Origin of the sequence: Dysgonomonas sp. ZJ279, from assembly GCF_011039205.1 — a bacterium.
In the GTDB taxonomy this organism is placed as follows: domain Bacteria; phylum Bacteroidota; class Bacteroidia; order Bacteroidales; family Dysgonomonadaceae; genus Dysgonomonas.
In genome coordinates, this window is the sequence record NZ_JAAKEL010000005.1 from 1 (window position 1) to 19,467 (window position 19,467).

The following is a 19,467-nucleotide window of genomic DNA, read 5'->3' on the forward strand; positions in this document are numbered from 1 at the left end:
AATGAGTTCTCAGAAATCAGATTTATATTCTTTTCCTAAAGTTATTATTGATAGAAAGGAGCTTGTTATACCAGATAAGGTTGGTCTAAAAACAAATCGTTTCCAAGGATTATTAACTGTGGGATATCGCTTTTGAGAGTAATTCTATCGCTACACTTTCATCAAAACGAACCTCCTTATTGTCTCATTTTATTCGACAGTCGGTACGCTTTTATGATCGTTAGGCGATAGGCAAGAGGGGGCCGGATTCCACTGCGTTTCACCCTGCCTCCCCTCTTGACCTGCGGTGCTTATCACTGTTTTACAGTGATTTAAAGAATTGCATAATTACGTTACAACTATAACTTAGTTATAACTAAAAAGCTAAACCTTCTGCTAATGAAAGTATTATGCTAAAAAATATTATAACATTTGGTATAACATGAATGAAAAAAGAACTATTTCAATAGATGTAAAACATGATACAATTTTGAACAAATTAGCAAAAGCTAATTCGGTTTCTAAGAAAAAGTTCATTTGTGAATCTATTGCCTATTTTGAGAAATATGGTATCTCTCCAATTACACATGAAAGTCCCAGTCAGGAAATGCAAAAACTTATTAAAAGAGTAGACCAGGTCATTGGATTTATCCGCCAAAATGAGAAGGATATTTTGCGCCCGACATGTGAAGCTCTCTTCTCAACCAATGAAAGAATAAAATTGCAACTTGACAGTCTTGTTACAAAGCAGGATATAAAACCTATTTCAGAAAGATTCCAATTTCTGATATCGGGACAGAAAGATTGTCAAAGCCTTCTCTCACAAACTAAGGTAGCACAAGAGCAAGGATTCAAATTATTGGCTCGACTCATAGATGCAAAAGAAAAGACAGGTGTATTTCTTGATATCACTAAAGCATACAATCAAAAATGAATGTAAAAATAAAATCAGGTGGTTCAGGATCATCAGAACATTTAGCCAATTACCTCGAACATGAAGACCTCAATAGAGCCGTTGAAAATAAGGAGATTGAATGCTTCTTTAATAAGGAAGAAGATCGAGTGCCGAAAAAAGAGGTAGTAAGGGATATAGACAATAATAAAGCAAGGTTATCAAAGTCTGAAACCAAACATTTTCATTTGATTCTTTCTCCCTCTAAATCTGAGATTAAAGCAATGGGAAATACACCTCAAGAACAAAGTGCTAATTTCAAAAAACATATCCGTCAAGATGTTATGCAGAAGTATGCGGAGGGATTTAACAAGGGCTTAGAAAGCTCTGATATAAAATTCTATGGGAAGATACATTTTGATCGTAAAAAGTCCGATAATGAACTAAATATGCACTGTCATATCATTATCAGTAGGAAAGACCAATCGAACAAAATGAAAATAAGTCCTCAAACTAATCATACAGGAGATAAGAAAACAGGCACAGCTAAAGGCGGTTTTAACAGAAATGAATTCTACACGAATGTAGAAAAAGACTTTGATAAAAGATTCGATTATAAGCGAAGTAAAGAAGAAACATTTGAATATTGTAATACAATGAAAAAAGGAAAAATACTTGAAATTGAAAAAATGGCAGAAAAGAATGTACGCCAAGAGTTGGATAAAAAACTTGATAAATCACAAGGTAAAGAGCTTGATAAGATGTTACATAGAGAATTAAACAAATCAAAAGGGAAAGGGCTTGGATTATGAATACTCTAATATATCTAATATTTAAACTAGTATTATGGGTTTTCAAAATGTCAGTTTATTTAGCAGTTTATTGGCTAATTATCTTTGGTCCTTTCTACCTGGTGTATTATTTCGTTCCTCCACCAATCAAATCACCTCTAGCCATCTGTATGCCTGTATTTGGTATTGGTGCGATTATCTATTATTACATCAGGAAAAAAAGAAAACGCAAACCAAAGGCTCCTAAGTTTAAATCACTGCCTCATGCTGTACAATTGGAAACAAAAACAGGACCTATCATTTTGAATAATTGTTTTCGAGGTATATTCGTACTCGGAGCCGCAGGAAGTGGCAAATCTGAATCAATTGCAATTTCATTACTTAATCAGTTTATTATTAAAGAATTTGCAGGCGTTGTATATGATTTTAAATTTCCAACTTTAGCCAATGACGTTCAAAGCTTCATTGAACTAAATAGAAGTAATGTGAGGCACTTTTATTTAAACTTCAACAATCCACTTCAGTCACATAGGGTAAATGCTATTCATCCCAAGTATTTGCCTAATACAAGCTATGCGCGTGAGTATGCTCAGGCAATAATAAGTAATCTCATGAAAGAGAGTATCCGTAAGCCTGACTACTGGAGCCGATCAGCAACTGATTTATTGACAGCATGTATTTGGTATCTAAAAGAGGAACACCCCGAAATATGTGACTTACCGCATGTCTTAGCAATGATAACGAGTAATGACGAAAAGCTATTAGAAATATTGCAGAAGAATACGACTACTGCTCAAATGACAATTAGTATCTACAATGCCATGCAAAGAGGTGCTGATAATCAGGTGTCAGGAGTTATCGGCACGTTGCAAGGTGTAGTAGCACAAATCAATACACCAGAACTAATGTATATTTTTGGTGCTGATGATTTTTCTCTAGATGTGAATGATCCTCACAATCCAATAGTTTTAACGGTAGGGAGCTATCCGACACTTGCAACTACATTAGCCCCTCTTTGCTCTCTTGTTATTACTGTTACAACTAAGCTAATGAATCAGCCAAATAAAAAAGAATCATTTGTATTGCTTGATGAAGCACCAACTGTGTATATTCCAAATATCGAAGTTTTGCCCAATACAGGGCGCAGTAATAAAATTGCAACCGTCATTATGTGTCAGGATCTCTCACAGCTTCGTGATGGCTACGGTAAGGAAAAAGCCGATGTTCTATTTTCAGCATGTAATAATCATTTCTATGGAAGGGTAGCCAGTAGCTACACAAGCGAAGTGTTAAGTAAGCAGTTTGGCAAAGAGGACAAAACATTTATTTCAACCTCTAAAGGCTCATCGCAAGGTGCTTCGTTTAGCAAATCAAGCTCTCAAAGTGAAAGTGTACAGGAGCGGGACGCTATAAAGCCAGCAGAGTTTCTTAACCTTGAAGTAGGTCAATTTGCCGGTATAGCAGTGGAGAGCAATGTCAATATGTTTATGAAAAGGTTTCTCCCTATAAATCGTAAGAGCGTATCTTCTTTGCCGTTTTTGAATAATGGTCATCAGGATGACATTTATACTTATTACCGGAACGTTAGGGCAGATATAGATCATCTATTGATGTGATGTATTATGAATGGAATAACACTAAAATGTGAATGCGGTAGCCGGAATATAACAATTGTTCATGGCTACTTTAGCTATTATTTGTGTGAGGATTGTAGTAAATGCTATGAAGAACATACAATGAAGCGATTGACAGAAGTTAAAGCTACTTTCAATATACAAGGAAATGAATATACTCAGGTCTTTACTATTGATGAAATAAGGAGTATCAGAGAATATAAAGATTTGGAAAAGATTATAAAAAGTAAACTATGAAAGAGATAAAAATTATTATTAAAGAGAAGAAAAACAAGGATGGAGACATTATTTATATTGCTTCACTAGCACTTTATCCTGACATTAAATCAGAAGCTTATGATTTAGCAGATGCTAGAATGTGGCTTGAGGAATCGGTATCTATGAGAATCGGATTTAAAACGATTGAATTAGATTCTTTTCCGGATTATATTCCTGATAAATTGGAAAAAGAGTTTGACTTAGTAAATGAAAGTGAGTTGAAAGATGGAGATTTATTTAGGTTTGTAGTTGAAGGAGTTCGATGTGAAATAATTAAAAATCTGATTTTATAAATAAAACCCCGATCTATAGGGGAATTTGGGACGTAAATGGTTAATGAGATATTTTGCTTAAAATGCTATCGTTTAATAACAAATAGTTAATTTTGAAAACAAATAGAAAATAAGCTAAATCAATAAATGAATTGAATCTTGAGTTTTGAAAATGAAATTAATATAATTGAGGAATGGGTTACATTATTACTAAATTACCACTTGATATTGATATTGAGACAAAGGTGGTCTTAAAACAATTAAATGCAGCTAACAGAAAATTAGCAGAATTAAAAGGTGTTGCCCTTACAATTCCAAATGAGAATATTCTCATTAATACACTTTCGCTTCAGGAAGCAAAAGATAGCTCGGCCGTAGAAAATATTGTTACAACTAATGATGAGCTTTTTAAGGGTGAATTAGATATCGAAATGAAAGCTTATATGGTCTCAGGCGCAACCAAAGAAGTATTAAATTATGCACATGCCTTAAAATCGGGATTTAATCTGGTTCGGAGGAACCGTTTATTAACAAATTCTTATATCAAACAAATACAGGAATTACTGGAAGAAAACAAAGCTGGCTTTCGTGCAGCACCTGGAACCACTCTTAAAAATCAATTTAAAGAAATAATATATACACCTCCGCAAGATAAGAACCAAATTGAGGAGTATATGGCTAATTTGGAAGCATATATTAATGATGATAGACTATCGGACGTAGACCCTCTTATCAAAATGGCAATCATACATCATCAGTTTGAAAGTATTCATCCATTTTATGATGGGAATGGACGTACGGGGCGTATTATTAATATATTGTATTTAGTAATCAAAGGTTTATTAGACTTGCCTATACTCTACCTGAGTCGCTATTTTATTCGTAACAAAACGGAGTATTATACTTTATTGCAAAAAGTTAGAGATAATAATCAATGGGAAGAATGGATACTTTATGTTCTTAAAGGTGTTGAGCAAACAGCTACACAAACGATAGAATTAGTAAAAGGTATTTCTTTACTAATGAATCAATATAAACAAGATATGAGACCATTGTTAGGAAAAGCCTATAACCATGAGCTTTTAAATAACCTGTTTAATCATCCCTATACTAAAATTGAATTTGTAGTCAGAGATTTAAATGTTACTCGGATTACAGCAACAGGATATTTAGACAAGCTGGTAAAAGCGAGATTGCTGACTAAAGTAAAACAAGGAAAATACAATTACTATCTAAACATGCCATTGATAGATTTATTAATGAGTGTTAGCGGAGAAATATCAGTCAAACAATCAGAACAAATAGAATCAGTCAATGATTGAATATTTCTATACATGTTATCATTGATATGTATAGAAATGTGCAAAAAACTATACATGTTATTTTGATATGTATAAAAAATAGCTGAATCCTTTACATATCTCTAAATAATATCACATTGCAGCATTTAGGGCTGGGCTATTGAGCTGGTTAGTGAATAATATAAGAACACTATTTATGGAGAACACAAGTAAAATTCCCAATTTTAAGGAGAGAATAAAGCAAAATAAGAATCATATTGCTGCTACTATAATAAGTATATCTGCCATATTCTTCTTCTTAGAGTTTTGCAAAAATCAGATTTTGAAATATATTATTCCTTTTACTGAAAGTTTTAATTATGAATCTGATTCTGTAAAGGTATTTGTAGTAATTCTTGTTGTCTTATTTGTTTACTATTTATATAGATATAGGCTGTATTTGATTCATCCCAATTTTTTCAAATCTGTTTTAATCATAACTATCGTTTATTCTATTTATCGGATTGGTATTATCAACCATCCCGAATGGGATTTTATACCTTTTTATGGCGTTTTTGTATACCTTGATATTATATATATGGTTTCTTTAACTTACCTATTAGTATGGCTATACTTGAAGGTCGATGATAAACTCCATGATACACATGGTTTGCTTGAAGATTCCCAAACAAAAAAGGAGGACACCTTTAAGTACAATGACGGTTACCCAATAAATGAATCAGGTGAGGAAAAATTTCAACGGGGTCCTTTCGCGAAACGAATTGCTCAAACAATTTATAATTATAATAATGATAAATCTTTAGTTATAGGCTTATATGGAGAATGGGGGACTGGTAAATCATCGGTATTAAATCTTATCCAGTCACGCATAAACGAGATTGATACCAATAAAGATGTGATTATTATAAAATTCAATCCGTGGCGTTTTTCGGATGATAAAAGTTTACTTTTATCTTTTTTTGATACTCTAGCGAAAACAATTGATATAGAAATTAAGAATAAAAGTGAAAAGATTGGTGAAGTTATAGTAAAATATGCGGGGTTATTGGCTCCTCTTTCGGGAGCCGACGATATGGCAAAGACTATTGGTCTTAGTTTATCCCAAGGGGAGAGTATAGAAGTACTGAAACAACGCTTAGATAATGCAATCAGAGAGACAAAGAAAAAGATTTTAATAGTTATTGATGATATTGATAGACTCGATAAAGAGGAAATATACACACTTCTTCGCCTTGTTAAACTAAATGCCGATTTTCCCAATAGCATCTATCTATTATCTTTCGATGAAGAGATGGTTGCGGGAGCTATAGGAGAACGTTTTGGTGAAAAAGGTAAAAAATCTGGTCGTAATTTCTTGGAGAAAATTGTTCAGGTTCCTTTATATTTACCTAAACTTATACAAGCAGATTTGATTACCTACAGCTTTGAGAAAATCACAAATACGATTAATTCTTTAAATTTAAAAATATCAACGAAGGACTTAGAACCTTTTCCTTTTTATTTTGAGGATTGTATAATACCAAGAATAACTACCCCTAGATTAATTATCGAATATATTAACTTGATAGGCTTTTCTTTACCATTATTGAACAAAGAAGTCAATATTTCCGACTTACTGTTAATTGAATCTGTGAAGATTTTCTATCCTAATTATTATCAGTTTATAAAGGGAAATGTATCTTATTTTTTGAAACTATATAATCCACAGAACGGTCACCATGGAGAAGATAAAAAGTTTTTGAAAAATAAACTTGAAGAACTTGCTGCTGAATTATCCATCGAAGAGAAAAAAGCAATACTTACTCTCTTAAAATATCTTTTTCCATATTTAGAAAGCCTATATGCAAATAATGATAACTCTTCAATGTATAGGGATTGGGTTAAAAATAAACGTATTTGTACAGGTGAATACCATGAAAGATATTTTGTTTATACTGTGCTGAAAGGGGATTTGTCCGATGCCGAATTTCATAATTATATAGATGGAATTCTAGATATGGAAGAAAGTATATGTAATAAAGAAACATATCGTTTAATTGAAAACAGTTCCAAGTCAGCCTTTTTAAATAGACTTAACGTTCATTTCGAGGATTTTTCAGATATAACAGTTAATAAAATATGTACTGCAATTTGTTCTTTTGGAAGTAAGTTATCTCCTAATGATCATATCCTTTCATCTTTCCTCTCATCGCAACGTCAATATGCAAGAACTATAGTAGGCTTGGCTTCAAGAGATAAGGATAAAACATTTGAATGCTTAAAGGAACTGTTAAGTAAAACCGATTCTATAGTTTTTATGCAAGTAATATGGGATATTTTAGAAGCTCAAAATAAAGAACTTTTTTTAACCAAAGGCGAGAGGGATGAATTGGCTTGGATATTAATTAATAGAGCTAAACACGAATCTAAACTTAAGCCAATGTTTGAAATCGGGCAAATCAATACATCTGTAATATTTAAACTTTGGTATGGCTTAGATAAAGAAGGTTTTACGAAATATATTCGCGACTCTTTAGAAAAGAAGCCTAGTCGGGTTCTTTCTATTTTAAAAGACAGCGCGGATCGAATTTCACAATTGGGGCAGGATCACTATGTTAATGTATCTTTGAATAAGAACAATTATGAACATATGCGATCTATTTATGATTTAGATTATTTATATGATTGTATTGCAAAATGTTTTCCTTCAGAAGTCGGTAAAGGCGTTATTTGGATGGAGGAGATGGAAGAAGTTAAGGCAGACAATATATACATAGGACAATTTTTACATTTTTATAAGGAAGATAAAATTAAATAGTTAATCGGAAATAGTATCGTTTTATTATGAGTGTAAAAATGAGTGTTTTAATTTTTTTAATATCATAATATATTGATATACATGTATTTGTTTATTTGTGTGTGACTTCGCCAGAGTCACGAAAAATACGCTGAACAGTCAATCCTTAAAAGGATATCCTTTTAAAGCAGTAATTGACGAGTTTGTATGATACAAGAAAAGGGGTTGTCTTTATGATAACACCTTTTGATATTTTAGCTTGTATGTTGTGAAAGTGAAAACTAGCCTCTCTTTTTCTTATTTTCTCTTATCCTCATTAATTAATTTACCTAATACGAAGTAAAATTTACGATCACTTTTATAAACATAGATTGTATCTGTATTGGCTTTCTTCGATATTGAGTCACCGACTTCCAATAGAGATTCCATACTCGGTTCATCATACAGAAAGTTCCAAGGGCCTCCAAATAAATTCAGCTTGATACCACTTGATAGGTCAACATAACATGAACCTCTGTCGAACATCCCTATAGATGCCTCTTTCTTAGAAACGATTCCTTCTATTGGTAAATTTATATATTCTCTTATTAACGTATAGTTCTCCTCTCTTTCTATCGCATCTTTCTTATTATACCATATAAACAATATGATCAGCGTAAATAATATGAAATAAGCAAGCACCATAAGGTACTTACGACTAAAAAAGAAATTAATAATGTCGTTCATGTACTGCTCTTTTCGTTATTTTCTCCATGTTTAGCTATCACCTGCCCATAATAGAATCTATCCGCTCTTTACTGGCATAATCAAAAGAATATTTTTCTCCATGCTTAATAACGAATAGCGAATCTTTTCCGGCAGGTTTATAAATAGAATCTCCTGTTTGTAAGAAATTAATTAAGGCGTAATGATTTATATTATCGGGATTAATAACTACCTCTTTGGGATAAGCATTGACTGTCGCTGTAAACTTCTTTCCGTCGGCAAGAGATATAAGGAGTGCTCCCCTAGGATTACTATTAGTATATGCATAATAGTGACTAACAATACCCATTATAGCAGAATCTTTTGCTAATGCGGGGTATTCTTCATCTATAGCATCCAACTTCTGTTGCTCTCCTTCTTGGATTAATAAGAAGAGCATAATGCTTATGCATAAGCCGATTAGCAACACAATCATAGTTGCCTTTTTATTGTTTTTCACTAAGGTTATTAAGATTACAATTTATTTCTAATAAGGAGTAAATTTATTATTGTGTAAAGATATTATAAAAATAAAAGAGCCAATGAAAATCATTAACTCTTTTTTAATTGTCATCATTGTCATGTTTCATGTTTCTTCTTCCTACTGTATATCTTGATGATAGTCCTCACAATAAAAATATATAATGTGATGGCTAGAAATAAAATCTGGACAATTCCGACCGCAAAAAGAAATAATAGAACATCTTTCTACCCGCTGTTTCGATTGCTGGAAAAATGACATTCTGCGACTTATGTCAAAAGATAAACTTTTCCATATCATATATTGTTTTATATATCTATACAGAAGTAAATAGAGTATAATACAAAAATTAGATATCAATGAAATCGAAAAGTACTTTAGTCACAGTAGCCGTAATTATCGGTATAATCGTTATCGGACTACTTATAGGAAGTTCCAGCTATAACGGAATGGTGCAAAAAGAAGAAAGTGTCACATCGCAATGGGCACAAGTAGAAAATGCCTATCAGCGTCGCGCTGACCTCATCCCCAATCTTGTATCGACAGTAAAAGGATATGCAGCACACGAACAAGGAACATTGGAGGCTGTAGTCGAAGCCCGTGCAAAAGCGACCCAATTGCAGATAAATGCCGATCAGCTTACCGAAGAGAATCTGAAAAAATATCAGGAAGCACAAGGACAACTAGGTTCGGCATTGGGTAGATTATTAGCCGTGCAGGAAAATTATCCTGACCTGAAAGCAAACACGAATTTCCTAGCATTGCAAGATGAACTCGCAGGAACTGAAAACCGTATTTCTACAGAACGAAAAAGATTTAATGATACGGTACAGGAATATAACCAATCGATCCGTAAATTTCCTCGTAATATTATTGCATCTATACTAGGTTTCGAGAAGAAGGCATACTTTGCGGCAGATGCAGCAAGTCAGTCAGCACCTAAAGTTGAGTTTTAATATTAAAAATGAAACTGAAAAATAAAATAGTATTTCTGCTGTTCCTTATAATCTTTCCGTTATATGGGCAGAACATACCCGACCCGATGTCGCCGCCTCGCTTAGTCAACGACTTTGCAGGCATATTCGATAGTGCGCAACAATCCGAGTTGGAGAGCATGTTACATGCCTACAACGATACTACCTCTACCCAGATTTATGTAGTAACAGTCAACGATCTGCAAGGCTACGCCCCTTCCGATTACGCTACTACGCTGGGGCAAAAGTGGGGTGTCGGTCAGAAAGGTAAAGACAATGGTCTCGTAATTCTTATTAAACCACGTATCGGTAACGAGCGTGGTCAGGTTCAGATTGCCACCGGCTATGGAGTAGAACACATTCTGAATGATGCCCGCTGCGGAAGGATTATCGACATCTATATGCTCCCATATTTTCAGCGTGGAGACTATTACACCGGTACTAAAGATGCTGTAAATGCAATAATGAAATACCTCTCAGGCGAGTTTAATGCCGAGGAACTGGATGATTCCATTCCTGCGGGTGTTATAATTTCGCTCGTGGTGATGATCGGATTCCTTATATATGCCTACTACCTTTCGCATAAGAATAAAGGCAATAACGGAGGTCGTAATTCGTCCGGTGGAACCGGTGGCGGTATGTTCTTTCCTCCACTATTCGGTGGCGGCGGAAGAGGTCGTTCCGGTGGCTGGGGTGGAGGAGGCTTCGGCGGTGGTGGCGGCGGAGGCTTTGGCGGCGGCGGAGCCGGTCGGGGTTTCTGATGTCAGATAGAAATTATTAAGAAAACATATATTAAAGCACAAGGTCTATAGCTTGTGCTTTTTTCGTTTAATATAGAATGTGGTTTTTAAATCTTCGATGAGTCTATATCCTTATTTAAAAATCAATAGCTATTTTTGTTTTGAAGCCGGATATCACTTTCTGTTATCCTTATGCATACTTGTCATTCCCAACTGAGAGCCCCTCCTCACCTCCCCAAAGGGGAGGAATACACAGAGGGTTTGGAATAATTATGAGTTATGAATGATAAGTTATGATATGAGTTAATCACACTTTGTCATCCCGATACGCAGTGGGGGATCTGTTCAGCCTCCCCAACCCCTCCCAAGGAGGGGTTCTTGTATACTCTCTTTGTATTCCTCCCCTTTGGGGAGGTGAGGAGGGGCTTTCAGTTGGGGATGACAGAGACGGATAATAAAGTCCCCCTTGGAGGATTAAAGAACTATTGAGGATGAGGATGCAAAAGAATATTATAAAAATAAAAGTATAGACAGCTGCATAAATAATAAATATACTATGAATATTGAATACAAAGCGCAAAAAGAATTTACAGAAAAAGAGTTGCAAGACCTGTTTCTCTCTGTTGAGTGGTATCTTGGGCAGTATCCCGATAAACTAGTGATTGCAATGCAAAATTCGTCTGCTGTATTTACGGCATGGGACGGAGATAAGCTCGTCGGACTGATAAGTGCCATCGCCGATGGAGCAACTACGGCTTATCTGCCTAATCTGCTTGTAGATCCTCGCTATCAGCATCTGGGTATCGGACAGAAATTGCTGAACATGATGATCGATCAATACAAAGAATATCTCGGTATTGTACTTATTGCCGACAAGGGTAAAGCCTCATTTTATGAGTGTTGCGGATTTGAAGTTGAAAAAACTCAGGTTCCGATATTCAGAATATCACGTTGGGGCTGATAGGATTTATCTCCTAAACGAATATTTCTCCAATCAGGTATAATCTGCCTTGTCCGCTGATTTCGACTCTGTCGTTGAGGTATTTACATTGTAAATAACCCTTTCGTTCAGATAGCTGAATCGCTGTCATATCATCTTTGCCTAGTACTTTTGCCCAATAGGGAGTCAGCGTGGTATGCGCAGAACCAGTTACAGGGTCTTCGTCAATCCCTACTTGTGGAGCGAAAAAGCGGGAAACAAAATCGACCTCATCTCCCTTAGCTGTTACAATAACACCTCTGGCATCCAGCTTAGCAAGGGTTGCAAGATTGGGATTCATATTTCGTATATCTTCCTCCTTCTCAAAAACAAGCATATAATCTGTTTTTCCTTTATAAGCGTGCTTAGCCTTAGCTTCGAATGGAGCAGTTATATCTTCGGTTAAATCTATTTCGTTGAATACATCAGTCGGGAAATTCAGTGTAAGCAGATCACCTTTTTTTGTTATAGTCAGTTTCCCGCTTCTTGGCGAATAGAAATTAATTGTATCCCCGTTATGATTTTCTAGATTAAACAGAACATAAGCCGCTGCAAGGGTTGCATGTCCGCACAGATCGACCTCTGTTTTTGGTGTGAACCATCGTAGCTCGTAGCCATCGCCTTGTTTCACATAGAATGCTGTCTCAGCAAGGTTATTTTCCATCGCTATTTTCTGCATCAGATCATCTTCGGGCCATTCAGTGAGTGGGCAAACAGCCGCAGGATTCCCCGAAAAAACTTTATCTGCAAACGCATCTATCTGGTATATTTTCTGTCTCATATTTTTTTATTTTAATACACTTCAAATTTACAATATTTTTATGTGTTTTGTAATATCTTGTAAAAAAGTAAATAGAATATTCATTATATTTCTGACTGTGATGGTTGTTTATCTTAATGCTTATTAAATGGCTAAAAATAGAAGTAAAAGGAAAGGATTTGGAAGATGAAGTGTGTAAATGAGAGTAAATGTATTATTATTACACAATTGTGATTAAATTAAATACAAAAGATAGCATAATTAATATTTATATATATAGATTTGCAGCTGATTTAATTAACTCAAAATTTAAACTACTATTAAACATCATTTATGAAATTAAAAAACATTCAACTTTGCTTAATTGCAATGGCATGTATGCTAATGACATCATGTTACACAGCTAAAGTGGCTAACGGTAATATTGGTATAACTGAACCTACTGTAAAAGTAAATTCTAAAAAGAATCATTTCTTACTATGGGGATTAGTTCCACTAGGCGAAACTCAAGTAGCTAAAGATTATGTAGGAGACAGAACAGACTATACGACCGAAAATACTTGGACTTTCGTTGACGGATTGCTTAATTGCGTAACATTCGGTATTTACTCACCGACTACTACATCATATTATGTACCACTAGGTGACGTGAAGAAATAATATAGCTGTAAAAAAAGACTAGGGGCTGTTCGAGAAATCGGGCAGCCTTTTTTTATTGGATGGTATTATTTTTTTGATGAATCTCTCCATGCAGCCCCTCACTCCTCATTAGGAGGACTTTAGTAGAAGCCTCCCCAACCCCTCCCAAGGAGGGGCTCTTGTATACCCTCTTTGTATTCCTCCCCTAAGGGGAGGTTAGGAGGGGCTTCCAGTTCGGGATGACAGAGAGTGATTAACTCATATCATAACTTGTCATTCATAACTCATAATTATTCCAAACCCTCTTTGTATTCCTCCCCTTGGGGGAGGTTAGGACGGGCCACCAGTTCGGAATGACAGAGAGTGGTTTTTCTTTAATCGTTAAAATTAAATTATTATTTATATCTATATCATTTGTATATTATTTATTTATATCTAATAATTATTAAAAACATTTACATATATTGCTAATGTCTGTTTTTGGGAAATATTTATTTCTGATAATTAAGTTTTTTAACCTTTAAATATTATTTTATATGAAAAAGATTGCATTATTATCTCTTCTATTTTGTTTTTCAGTGATTATGTCTTTCGGTCAAAGTAATTGGATAAGGATAGACAAGCATATACCTTACCCAACTTCGAGTCAGATAACATTTACAGTAACAATCGATGAAGGCTATACTATCGATACGATAGGTGGCGAAGCAGAGTTATTTTGGACATGGTCGGGAAATAAAGTTACATGTACTACAACGGCTGAGGGTTTTAAGAAATTTGTACAGCGACAAGGTGGTGCAGTTCCTCGCTTTGGGTTCACTGCTGATGGAAAGGGTTCTTATCGTACCTATGTTATTTACTTCACATACGATCCTTGGTTTGCGAGTAAATAGATTGATCTGAAAGGGTATGTAAGGCCTCTTGTTTAATTAAAAGCAGTAGACATGTCAGTGTTTATATATCTTGAAGGGTTGTTGATCAGAGGGATCAGCAGCCCTTTTTTTTTAGAACTTTTGCTTTCATGAAAATTTGTATAGCTAAAAAATATCTATGAGTGCTAATTCTGGCTGTTTTAAGCAGGGATTAACCGACTACATATTTAAAAATAGTTAAAGTTGCTAGATGGGCAAAAAAAAATACATCTCGATTAAACATTTTCAGATGCGACGTGTTTATAGTATGTAGTTTTGTAAAGTTTGTGTTAAGGTTTGGATAGTCTACGATGTGATATTGTGGACTTTCTTTTTTTTATACCCTTCCTATATTAGTATAACAATCAACTCTTTCATTTGTTAAGTATTTCCTAATATATTATCTTTACGCATTCTTATAAACAGAAAAAGATGAAGAAAATATTTTACTTTACACTACTATTCACACTATGTCTTGGCTTTACTGCTTGTGGCGATGATAAAGAGGATGAACCTATCATCGAGCCTGAAAAACCTTTCGTATGGAACGGAGATTGGAACGATCCGAATGACCCTAATTATAAAAAAGATGGTTATAATCCGATAGTAGGGGATTGGCACTCACAGGATGATTTGGAAATAAGACTCATTTTCACAGAAGATTTTGTAATTAATTGGGCTATTTATGATAAAATTTATAAGAAATGGGATATCAGTCAGTTTTCAACTGATAAATATTTAATCAATAATGATGGTATCCGATATATCAGAAATGTCTCTCAACATACAAGAGAGTATAAAATTATAATTGAAAATGGGGAAGAGGTATTGCTAATGCGTTATCAATTTCCTGCTGATAAAGAATGGAAGATATATAAACGCTATAAAGGATAATAAATAATAAAGACCGAGTTTTTCTCGGTCTTTATTGTTATACAGATTTTCGGATTAGTTTGAGGCTTGCTTTTTTTCTATTCATTGGGTCGTACCCATCTATTTCTGCGACATAGTACAGATCGTTGTTGAATTGTACCCAGCTATTATCAACACGACTATATTCTTTGGGTGTCAGATAGCATTCTACTGTTGTGTATTGATTGTCGGCATCCGCCATTAGTGCAAAATAATTATCCAGAATCGAATGTTCCTCATTCTTATAATGAAGTTTTATCGGATTGCTTCCGTTATATTCGTTCGATACTAATCCTGCTTCAATTTTCACACCACCATCTATTGACGTTGGGTAGATCTCGTTGTCTTTCTTATACCAGAAACGTTGTGCTAGATTTGAATATTTCTTGTTTAACATATCCGCATAATCCCCACTATTTGTCCGTTCCCAAGGTTCTTTTTCCGAGATAATGGGTAGATTGTAGTTTTCTTCTGTACTATTATCTTTTATCGTTTTAAACCAGTTGTACGAGAAGTTGGATGCCTGATTGACCCTTTTGTTTTCCGGGCTACCTGTTTCGTACAATCCACCGCCAGTATCACCGTTTTCAGTGTCTCCACTTTTGCTTTTTATAAACCCCTCCTCATTTGTATTGATGCTAAATCCTAGTTCGTATGAAGCGGGTAAGCCTAAAGAGGTATTGCGGCGGTTGCTATTGACATCGGTTTTATTGTCGAGGTTAATAATTGAAGATGTGTTTAATATCCGTTTTTGTTTGGTATTCAACTCGAATGTATCTCCTGTGGTTTGTATCAAATCTAGATTGAACGCCTTACAAAAGTTATCGATCCAATCGTTTATTTTTACATTCGATGGCAGGAAGCGTATCAGATTTAGTTTGTTAACTATCGTATCGTTGCTTTCGCTGTAGTCCATCACTGTACCCTCTATGCTTTTGCCTTCGTTGTCTATTTTGAGCCAATCGTCGTTGTACTGAAAAGCCTCTATGTACAAATTATAATCGATGGAGTGGTGAAGCCATCCATGATTGTATGCTTCGGGTTTGCTTCTGCCATCCCATCTGTAATGAACACCTTCGTCGGAATTGCTGATTACAGTTATTTTCTCCCCTTTTTCCAGTTTCACGACTTGCATTACTTCTCCCCAGCTCCATGTTTTAGGTTTCATCATCCATTCCATAGTTACAACTTCATTGCGGCTATTAATCATGTTTACATAAAACATATCTTTATGAGTTGTATATTCCCACTTATTGTTTACATATTTAGCTTCCATATAAGGAGGACTGGCCACAGCAGAGTATGAGCGCACTTTAGTATCACTCCATGATTGACCTCCTGATGTAGCCATTATATTACAGTATCTGCCGTTTTCCTCAGTAGGATTATAATTTTCGTAATTGCTGCCAAACGAAAAACCGCACAACAGGTTTGCATTTTGGGCGGGATCTATAAAGTTTACAGACTGTGGTCCGGGTTGAGGAAAATACTGTATTTTGCTTGCCTCCCACTTGTCTTGCTCTAGATTGTTTCTGTAAAATACATTATCGTACTGTACTTTTTCAAGATTGAATGCATCATCGTCAAATCTGTCTCTCATCACTTTTATTTCGAAGCGCCTTTCTTCAAGATTCTCATAATGGTAAATCGTTTCATTATTCTTTTGATAGTTCGAACCGATATCAATGATTCTTGGATTTTCATTTAAGACTCCATTTATTGCCTGATGATGAAGTGTAAACGATGAGGTAAAATGAATCTTATACAATCCTGTGTAAGGTATCGTAATTGTCGTTTTCCCATTCTCAGTCGTTATATTGTTCCCCGTATTTGCATATATCTGAGGAGTCGTATTTGTAGAATTGAGCATGTCGACGGCATAAAGAGCATGTCCGTCTTCGGGTTCATTCCTTTTGAATTTTCGTTCGACAAATGTACCTAGCAAAGGCGATGGTCGTTTCACATAATTACTCCAATCGCCCCTTATACCCATTTGCCCCAGTGTTCCATAGTTCCATGGCATTTCATATTCGGTCGGGTTCTTATACGACATATAGAGATTGGTCAGCCTTTCGTCGTTGAATGCCGATCCACCCAGATTTAACCCTTCGTTTTTAAATATTGTCTCCAACATTTTCAGGCAGTTGACCGATGGAGGGAAATTATCCCGCTTAAAATCTACGTACTCGTCCAGTAGTTCTTTGTCTGTGTATATGCCTTTTTCAGCATCTAGTGGCTTCTTGGGGAGTAGTCCGTAGAGTACCAATGGGAATATGCATGGTGAAATATCGCCGTATTTATTTTTGTCGTATTCGCCCGTATTATATTTTGTTATCCATGTCTGATCCTCAAAGTCGATTTCCCAGTTTCCTGCTTCGTTCATCATTTTCTCAGCAAATATATCCTTCACAGTTTTCTGTGCCGGTATACCTAAGTTTCCTTTGTAATAAGTCTTGGCTATCTCGCTCAATTTGAATTTGCCATCGAATATTTTCACACCACCGACTAATAAATGGGCATCGTACAACCGGGCGAATTTGCCCCGTACCTCTTCTGTATTGATATACCCGAAAATAGCGTTGTTAGTAGCCGAAGCAGGCAACGTAATGTCGTACGAACGTTGTGCATCTTTTGTGCTCAACTCCGAAGGATTGAGTAACTGACGTTTGAGATATACAGAGAATTCTTTCGGATTTTCGATGTCGCACAACTGCTGATTGATGTAGAGTTCTATTCCTGTCATAACCGTTTTATCTTATAGATAAAGATATGAGGAAATGGTGAAAAGGAGTCTTTTCACAGCCTCCCTAACTCCTCTTAAGGAGGGGCGTAATGCTCCTCTCTGTCATCCCGAAACGCAGTGAGGGATCTACTTCTTTTATGACAAGACAATAACAATAGATCCCTCACTGCGTTTCGGGATGACAGAGACGGGAAAAAGGGATAACATTCGGGTGGCAATGAAAAAGATATAGGTTTATATTTTCAGTTTCACACCCGCCTTACCCAATAAGGCAGTGATACCTATTGTCACAAATGAAAAGATTACGCATTTGACCAGTCCCATAGGTGAAGTCAGAATCTCGGCAGGCAGACTGAAAGCTGTCAGCGTGAAAATAGAATAAAGCAGATAAGGTACCAGATAACAAGTCAGTGTGGCAGTACCAGCAGGTTTGATTATATTGAACCAATTGGCTTTACCTTGCATGTCGGTCAGCCAGTAGATAAATATGTAGAATAATATAGAGATACCCGAACATAGAAACAGCCATGTAGGAGTAGCTTGTAGTTTCGAAATAATCCACCACGAATGTGATAACCAGCCTAAAAGGAGTATTGCTACACCTGCTCCGAATGCAATCAAGAGCTTTTTGCGTAAGGGAATTTCAGTCTCGGACTTATTGAATAAAAGAGTGAGCAGCACACCGCTCATCGTGAAAGCATGAAAGCAACCATCGCCCGGGATGATACCACTAAATCCGCCCAGCCAACCGTTAGCACCGGCTATGCAAAGCACAACGAAGGCGATACATGAAAGCATAAGGTAAATCCAGTTGCGACGGAGAAAAAGATAAATAATCGCACATAGCAGATATGTCCACCCGATAAGACCTAATATACCCCACCAATGTTTTTGAAACGGTTCGCCGCTTGCATCCCTGAATATAATCAGTAAAAAAAGGAGAACGGCAACACCTGCAATTTTTAGTCCGTTATAAACATATTTTGCAGTCTTATTTTCTGTTCGTGGGTACACATTCCATATCAGAAAGAATCCGAGCAACATGAGAAGGATAAAGACAGATCGGCTCATCCCTGTGTCGGGCGAAACACCCGATTCGGTATTCACCGTAAAAAGTCCCATTACCAAGAGGGCAATAGCACGTATAACAATGTGCTTAATTATCTCGAACTTAGAATCTTTCTTCTGCAATCGTTTTTCGATAGCCAAAGGGATAGACATGCCCAGTATGAAGAGGAAAGATGGAAATACAATATCCGAGAAACCCAACATATCCTCATTGCCTGCAGCATGTTCTAACCAATGAGGAACGTTAGTGATAGACCATAGATCATTTACAAAAATCATAAAGAACATTGTGATCGCCCTGAAAATGTCTATGGACGCGATTCGCGGTGTTGAAATGCTATGGGAAAGAGTCATGGCTTGATCATTTGGTTCTTTAATGCTGCAAGTATAACAAGAGATAAACGATTAGCCAAATGTTTTTAAAAATATTTACTTCGAGGGGTTTAACCTTAACATTTTGTCTGAAATTAACAATTGAGGGTTCAGTTTCTGTCATTTTTTGTATCTCATCCCTCTTTCTTCTCTGTCATCCCGATACGAAAGCCCTACCTAACCTCCCCCAAGGGGAGGAATGCAAAGAAGGTGTTTGGAATAATTATGAGTTATGAATGAT

General features: G+C 35.7%; 18 protein-coding genes. 13 read left to right on the top strand and 5 right to left on the bottom strand.

Annotation, left to right across the window (positions count from 1 at the left end; genetic code table 11):
- Positions 1-421: 421 nt before the first annotated feature.
- From G7Y57_RS07990 to G7Y57_RS08020, 7 genes are all read left to right on the top strand, one after another.
- The gene (locus G7Y57_RS07990; protein WP_165022034.1) at positions 422-913 is read left to right on the top strand and encodes a BfmA/BtgA family mobilization protein; all 492 of its coding nucleotides are present in this window, start codon (positions 422-424) and stop codon (positions 911-913) included.
- A complete protein-coding gene (locus G7Y57_RS07995; protein WP_165022037.1) occupies positions 910-1,683 on the top strand; it encodes a DUF5712 family protein in 774 nt (257 codons plus the stop codon). Before G7Y57_RS07990 ends, G7Y57_RS07995 begins: the two co-directional genes overlap by 4 nt.
- 149 nt (positions 1,684-1,832) lie before the next feature.
- Complete coding sequence (locus tag G7Y57_RS08000) at positions 1,833-3,278, top strand: type IV secretory system conjugative DNA transfer family protein (RefSeq protein ID WP_255491384.1); 1,446 nt, start codon at positions 1,833-1,835, stop codon at positions 3,276-3,278.
- Between the two features lie 6 nt (positions 3,279-3,284).
- Positions 3,285-3,533, top strand: a complete 249-nt coding sequence (locus tag G7Y57_RS08005; RefSeq protein ID WP_165022043.1) for a hypothetical protein — start codon at positions 3,285-3,287, stop codon at positions 3,531-3,533.
- The gene (locus G7Y57_RS08010) at positions 3,530-3,847 is read left to right on the top strand and encodes a hypothetical protein (protein ID WP_165022046.1); all 318 of its coding nucleotides are present in this window, start codon (positions 3,530-3,532) and stop codon (positions 3,845-3,847) included. The genes G7Y57_RS08005 and G7Y57_RS08010 overlap by 4 nt, the downstream gene beginning before the upstream one ends.
- A 173-nt stretch (positions 3,848-4,020) precedes the next feature.
- The gene (locus tag G7Y57_RS08015; RefSeq protein WP_165022049.1) at positions 4,021-5,148 is read left to right on the top strand and encodes a Fic family protein; all 1,128 of its coding nucleotides are present in this window, start codon (positions 4,021-4,023) and stop codon (positions 5,146-5,148) included.
- Between the two features lie 175 nt (positions 5,149-5,323).
- Positions 5,324-7,924 (top strand): P-loop NTPase fold protein, encoded by a 2,601-nt coding sequence (locus G7Y57_RS08020; protein ID WP_165022053.1) that lies wholly within the window; start codon positions 5,324-5,326, stop codon positions 7,922-7,924.
- A 276-nt stretch (positions 7,925-8,200) separates the two neighbouring features.
- Here G7Y57_RS08020 and G7Y57_RS08025 read toward each other — a convergent pair whose 3' ends face one another.
- Positions 8,201-8,629, bottom strand: a complete 429-nt coding sequence (locus tag G7Y57_RS08025) for a hypothetical protein (protein WP_165022055.1) — start codon at positions 8,627-8,629, stop codon at positions 8,201-8,203.
- Between the two features lie 37 nt (positions 8,630-8,666).
- On the bottom strand, positions 8,667-9,083 hold the full coding sequence (locus G7Y57_RS08030) for a hypothetical protein (protein WP_221412117.1): 417 nt from the start codon (positions 9,081-9,083) through the stop codon (positions 8,667-8,669).
- Positions 9,084-9,487: 404 nt separating this feature from the next.
- Here G7Y57_RS08030 and G7Y57_RS08035 point away from each other — a divergent pair, with 404 nt between their 5' ends.
- The 3 genes from G7Y57_RS08035 to G7Y57_RS08045 all read left to right on the top strand — a co-directional run bounded on the left by G7Y57_RS08035 (position 9,488) and on the right by G7Y57_RS08045 (position 11,803).
- On the top strand, positions 9,488-10,084 hold the full coding sequence (locus tag G7Y57_RS08035; protein WP_165022060.1) for a LemA family protein: 597 nt from the start codon (positions 9,488-9,490) through the stop codon (positions 10,082-10,084).
- 8 nt (positions 10,085-10,092) lie between these two features.
- Complete coding sequence (locus tag G7Y57_RS08040; protein WP_165022063.1) at positions 10,093-10,863, top strand: TPM domain-containing protein; 771 nt, start codon at positions 10,093-10,095, stop codon at positions 10,861-10,863.
- Between the two features lie 535 nt (positions 10,864-11,398).
- A complete protein-coding gene (locus G7Y57_RS08045; RefSeq protein WP_165022066.1) occupies positions 11,399-11,803 on the top strand; it encodes a GNAT family N-acetyltransferase in 405 nt (134 codons plus the stop codon).
- Between the two features lie 13 nt (positions 11,804-11,816).
- Here G7Y57_RS08045 and G7Y57_RS08050 read toward each other — a convergent pair whose 3' ends face one another.
- Positions 11,817-12,602 (bottom strand): PhzF family phenazine biosynthesis protein, encoded by a 786-nt coding sequence (locus G7Y57_RS08050; protein ID WP_165022069.1) that lies wholly within the window; start codon positions 12,600-12,602, stop codon positions 11,817-11,819.
- Between the two features lie 312 nt (positions 12,603-12,914).
- On the opposite strand from G7Y57_RS08050, the gene G7Y57_RS08055 reads away from it, so the two are divergent.
- From G7Y57_RS08055 to G7Y57_RS08065, 3 genes are all read left to right on the top strand, one after another.
- On the top strand, positions 12,915-13,241 hold the full coding sequence (locus tag G7Y57_RS08055; RefSeq protein ID WP_165022072.1) for a Bor family protein: 327 nt from the start codon (positions 12,915-12,917) through the stop codon (positions 13,239-13,241).
- Positions 13,242-13,756: 515 nt separating this feature from the next.
- A complete protein-coding gene (locus G7Y57_RS08060; RefSeq protein ID WP_165022075.1) occupies positions 13,757-14,113 on the top strand; it encodes a hypothetical protein in 357 nt (118 codons plus the stop codon).
- A 450-nt stretch (positions 14,114-14,563) separates the two neighbouring features.
- Positions 14,564-15,025 carry a hypothetical protein gene (locus G7Y57_RS08065; protein WP_165022079.1) on the top strand — a complete coding sequence of 154 codons (462 nt, stop codon included), beginning with the start codon at positions 14,564-14,566 and terminating at the stop codon, positions 15,023-15,025.
- Between the two features lie 37 nt (positions 15,026-15,062).
- Here the strand turns inward: G7Y57_RS08065 and G7Y57_RS08070 are convergent, their stop codons facing one another.
- Complete coding sequence (locus G7Y57_RS08070; protein ID WP_165022082.1) at positions 15,063-17,786, bottom strand: hypothetical protein; 2,724 nt, start codon at positions 17,784-17,786, stop codon at positions 15,063-15,065.
- A 234-nt stretch (positions 17,787-18,020) separates the two neighbouring features.
- A complete protein-coding gene (locus G7Y57_RS08075; protein ID WP_165022085.1) occupies positions 18,021-19,208 on the bottom strand; it encodes a DUF5009 domain-containing protein in 1,188 nt (395 codons plus the stop codon).
- Positions 19,209-19,467: the final 259 nt, after the last annotated feature.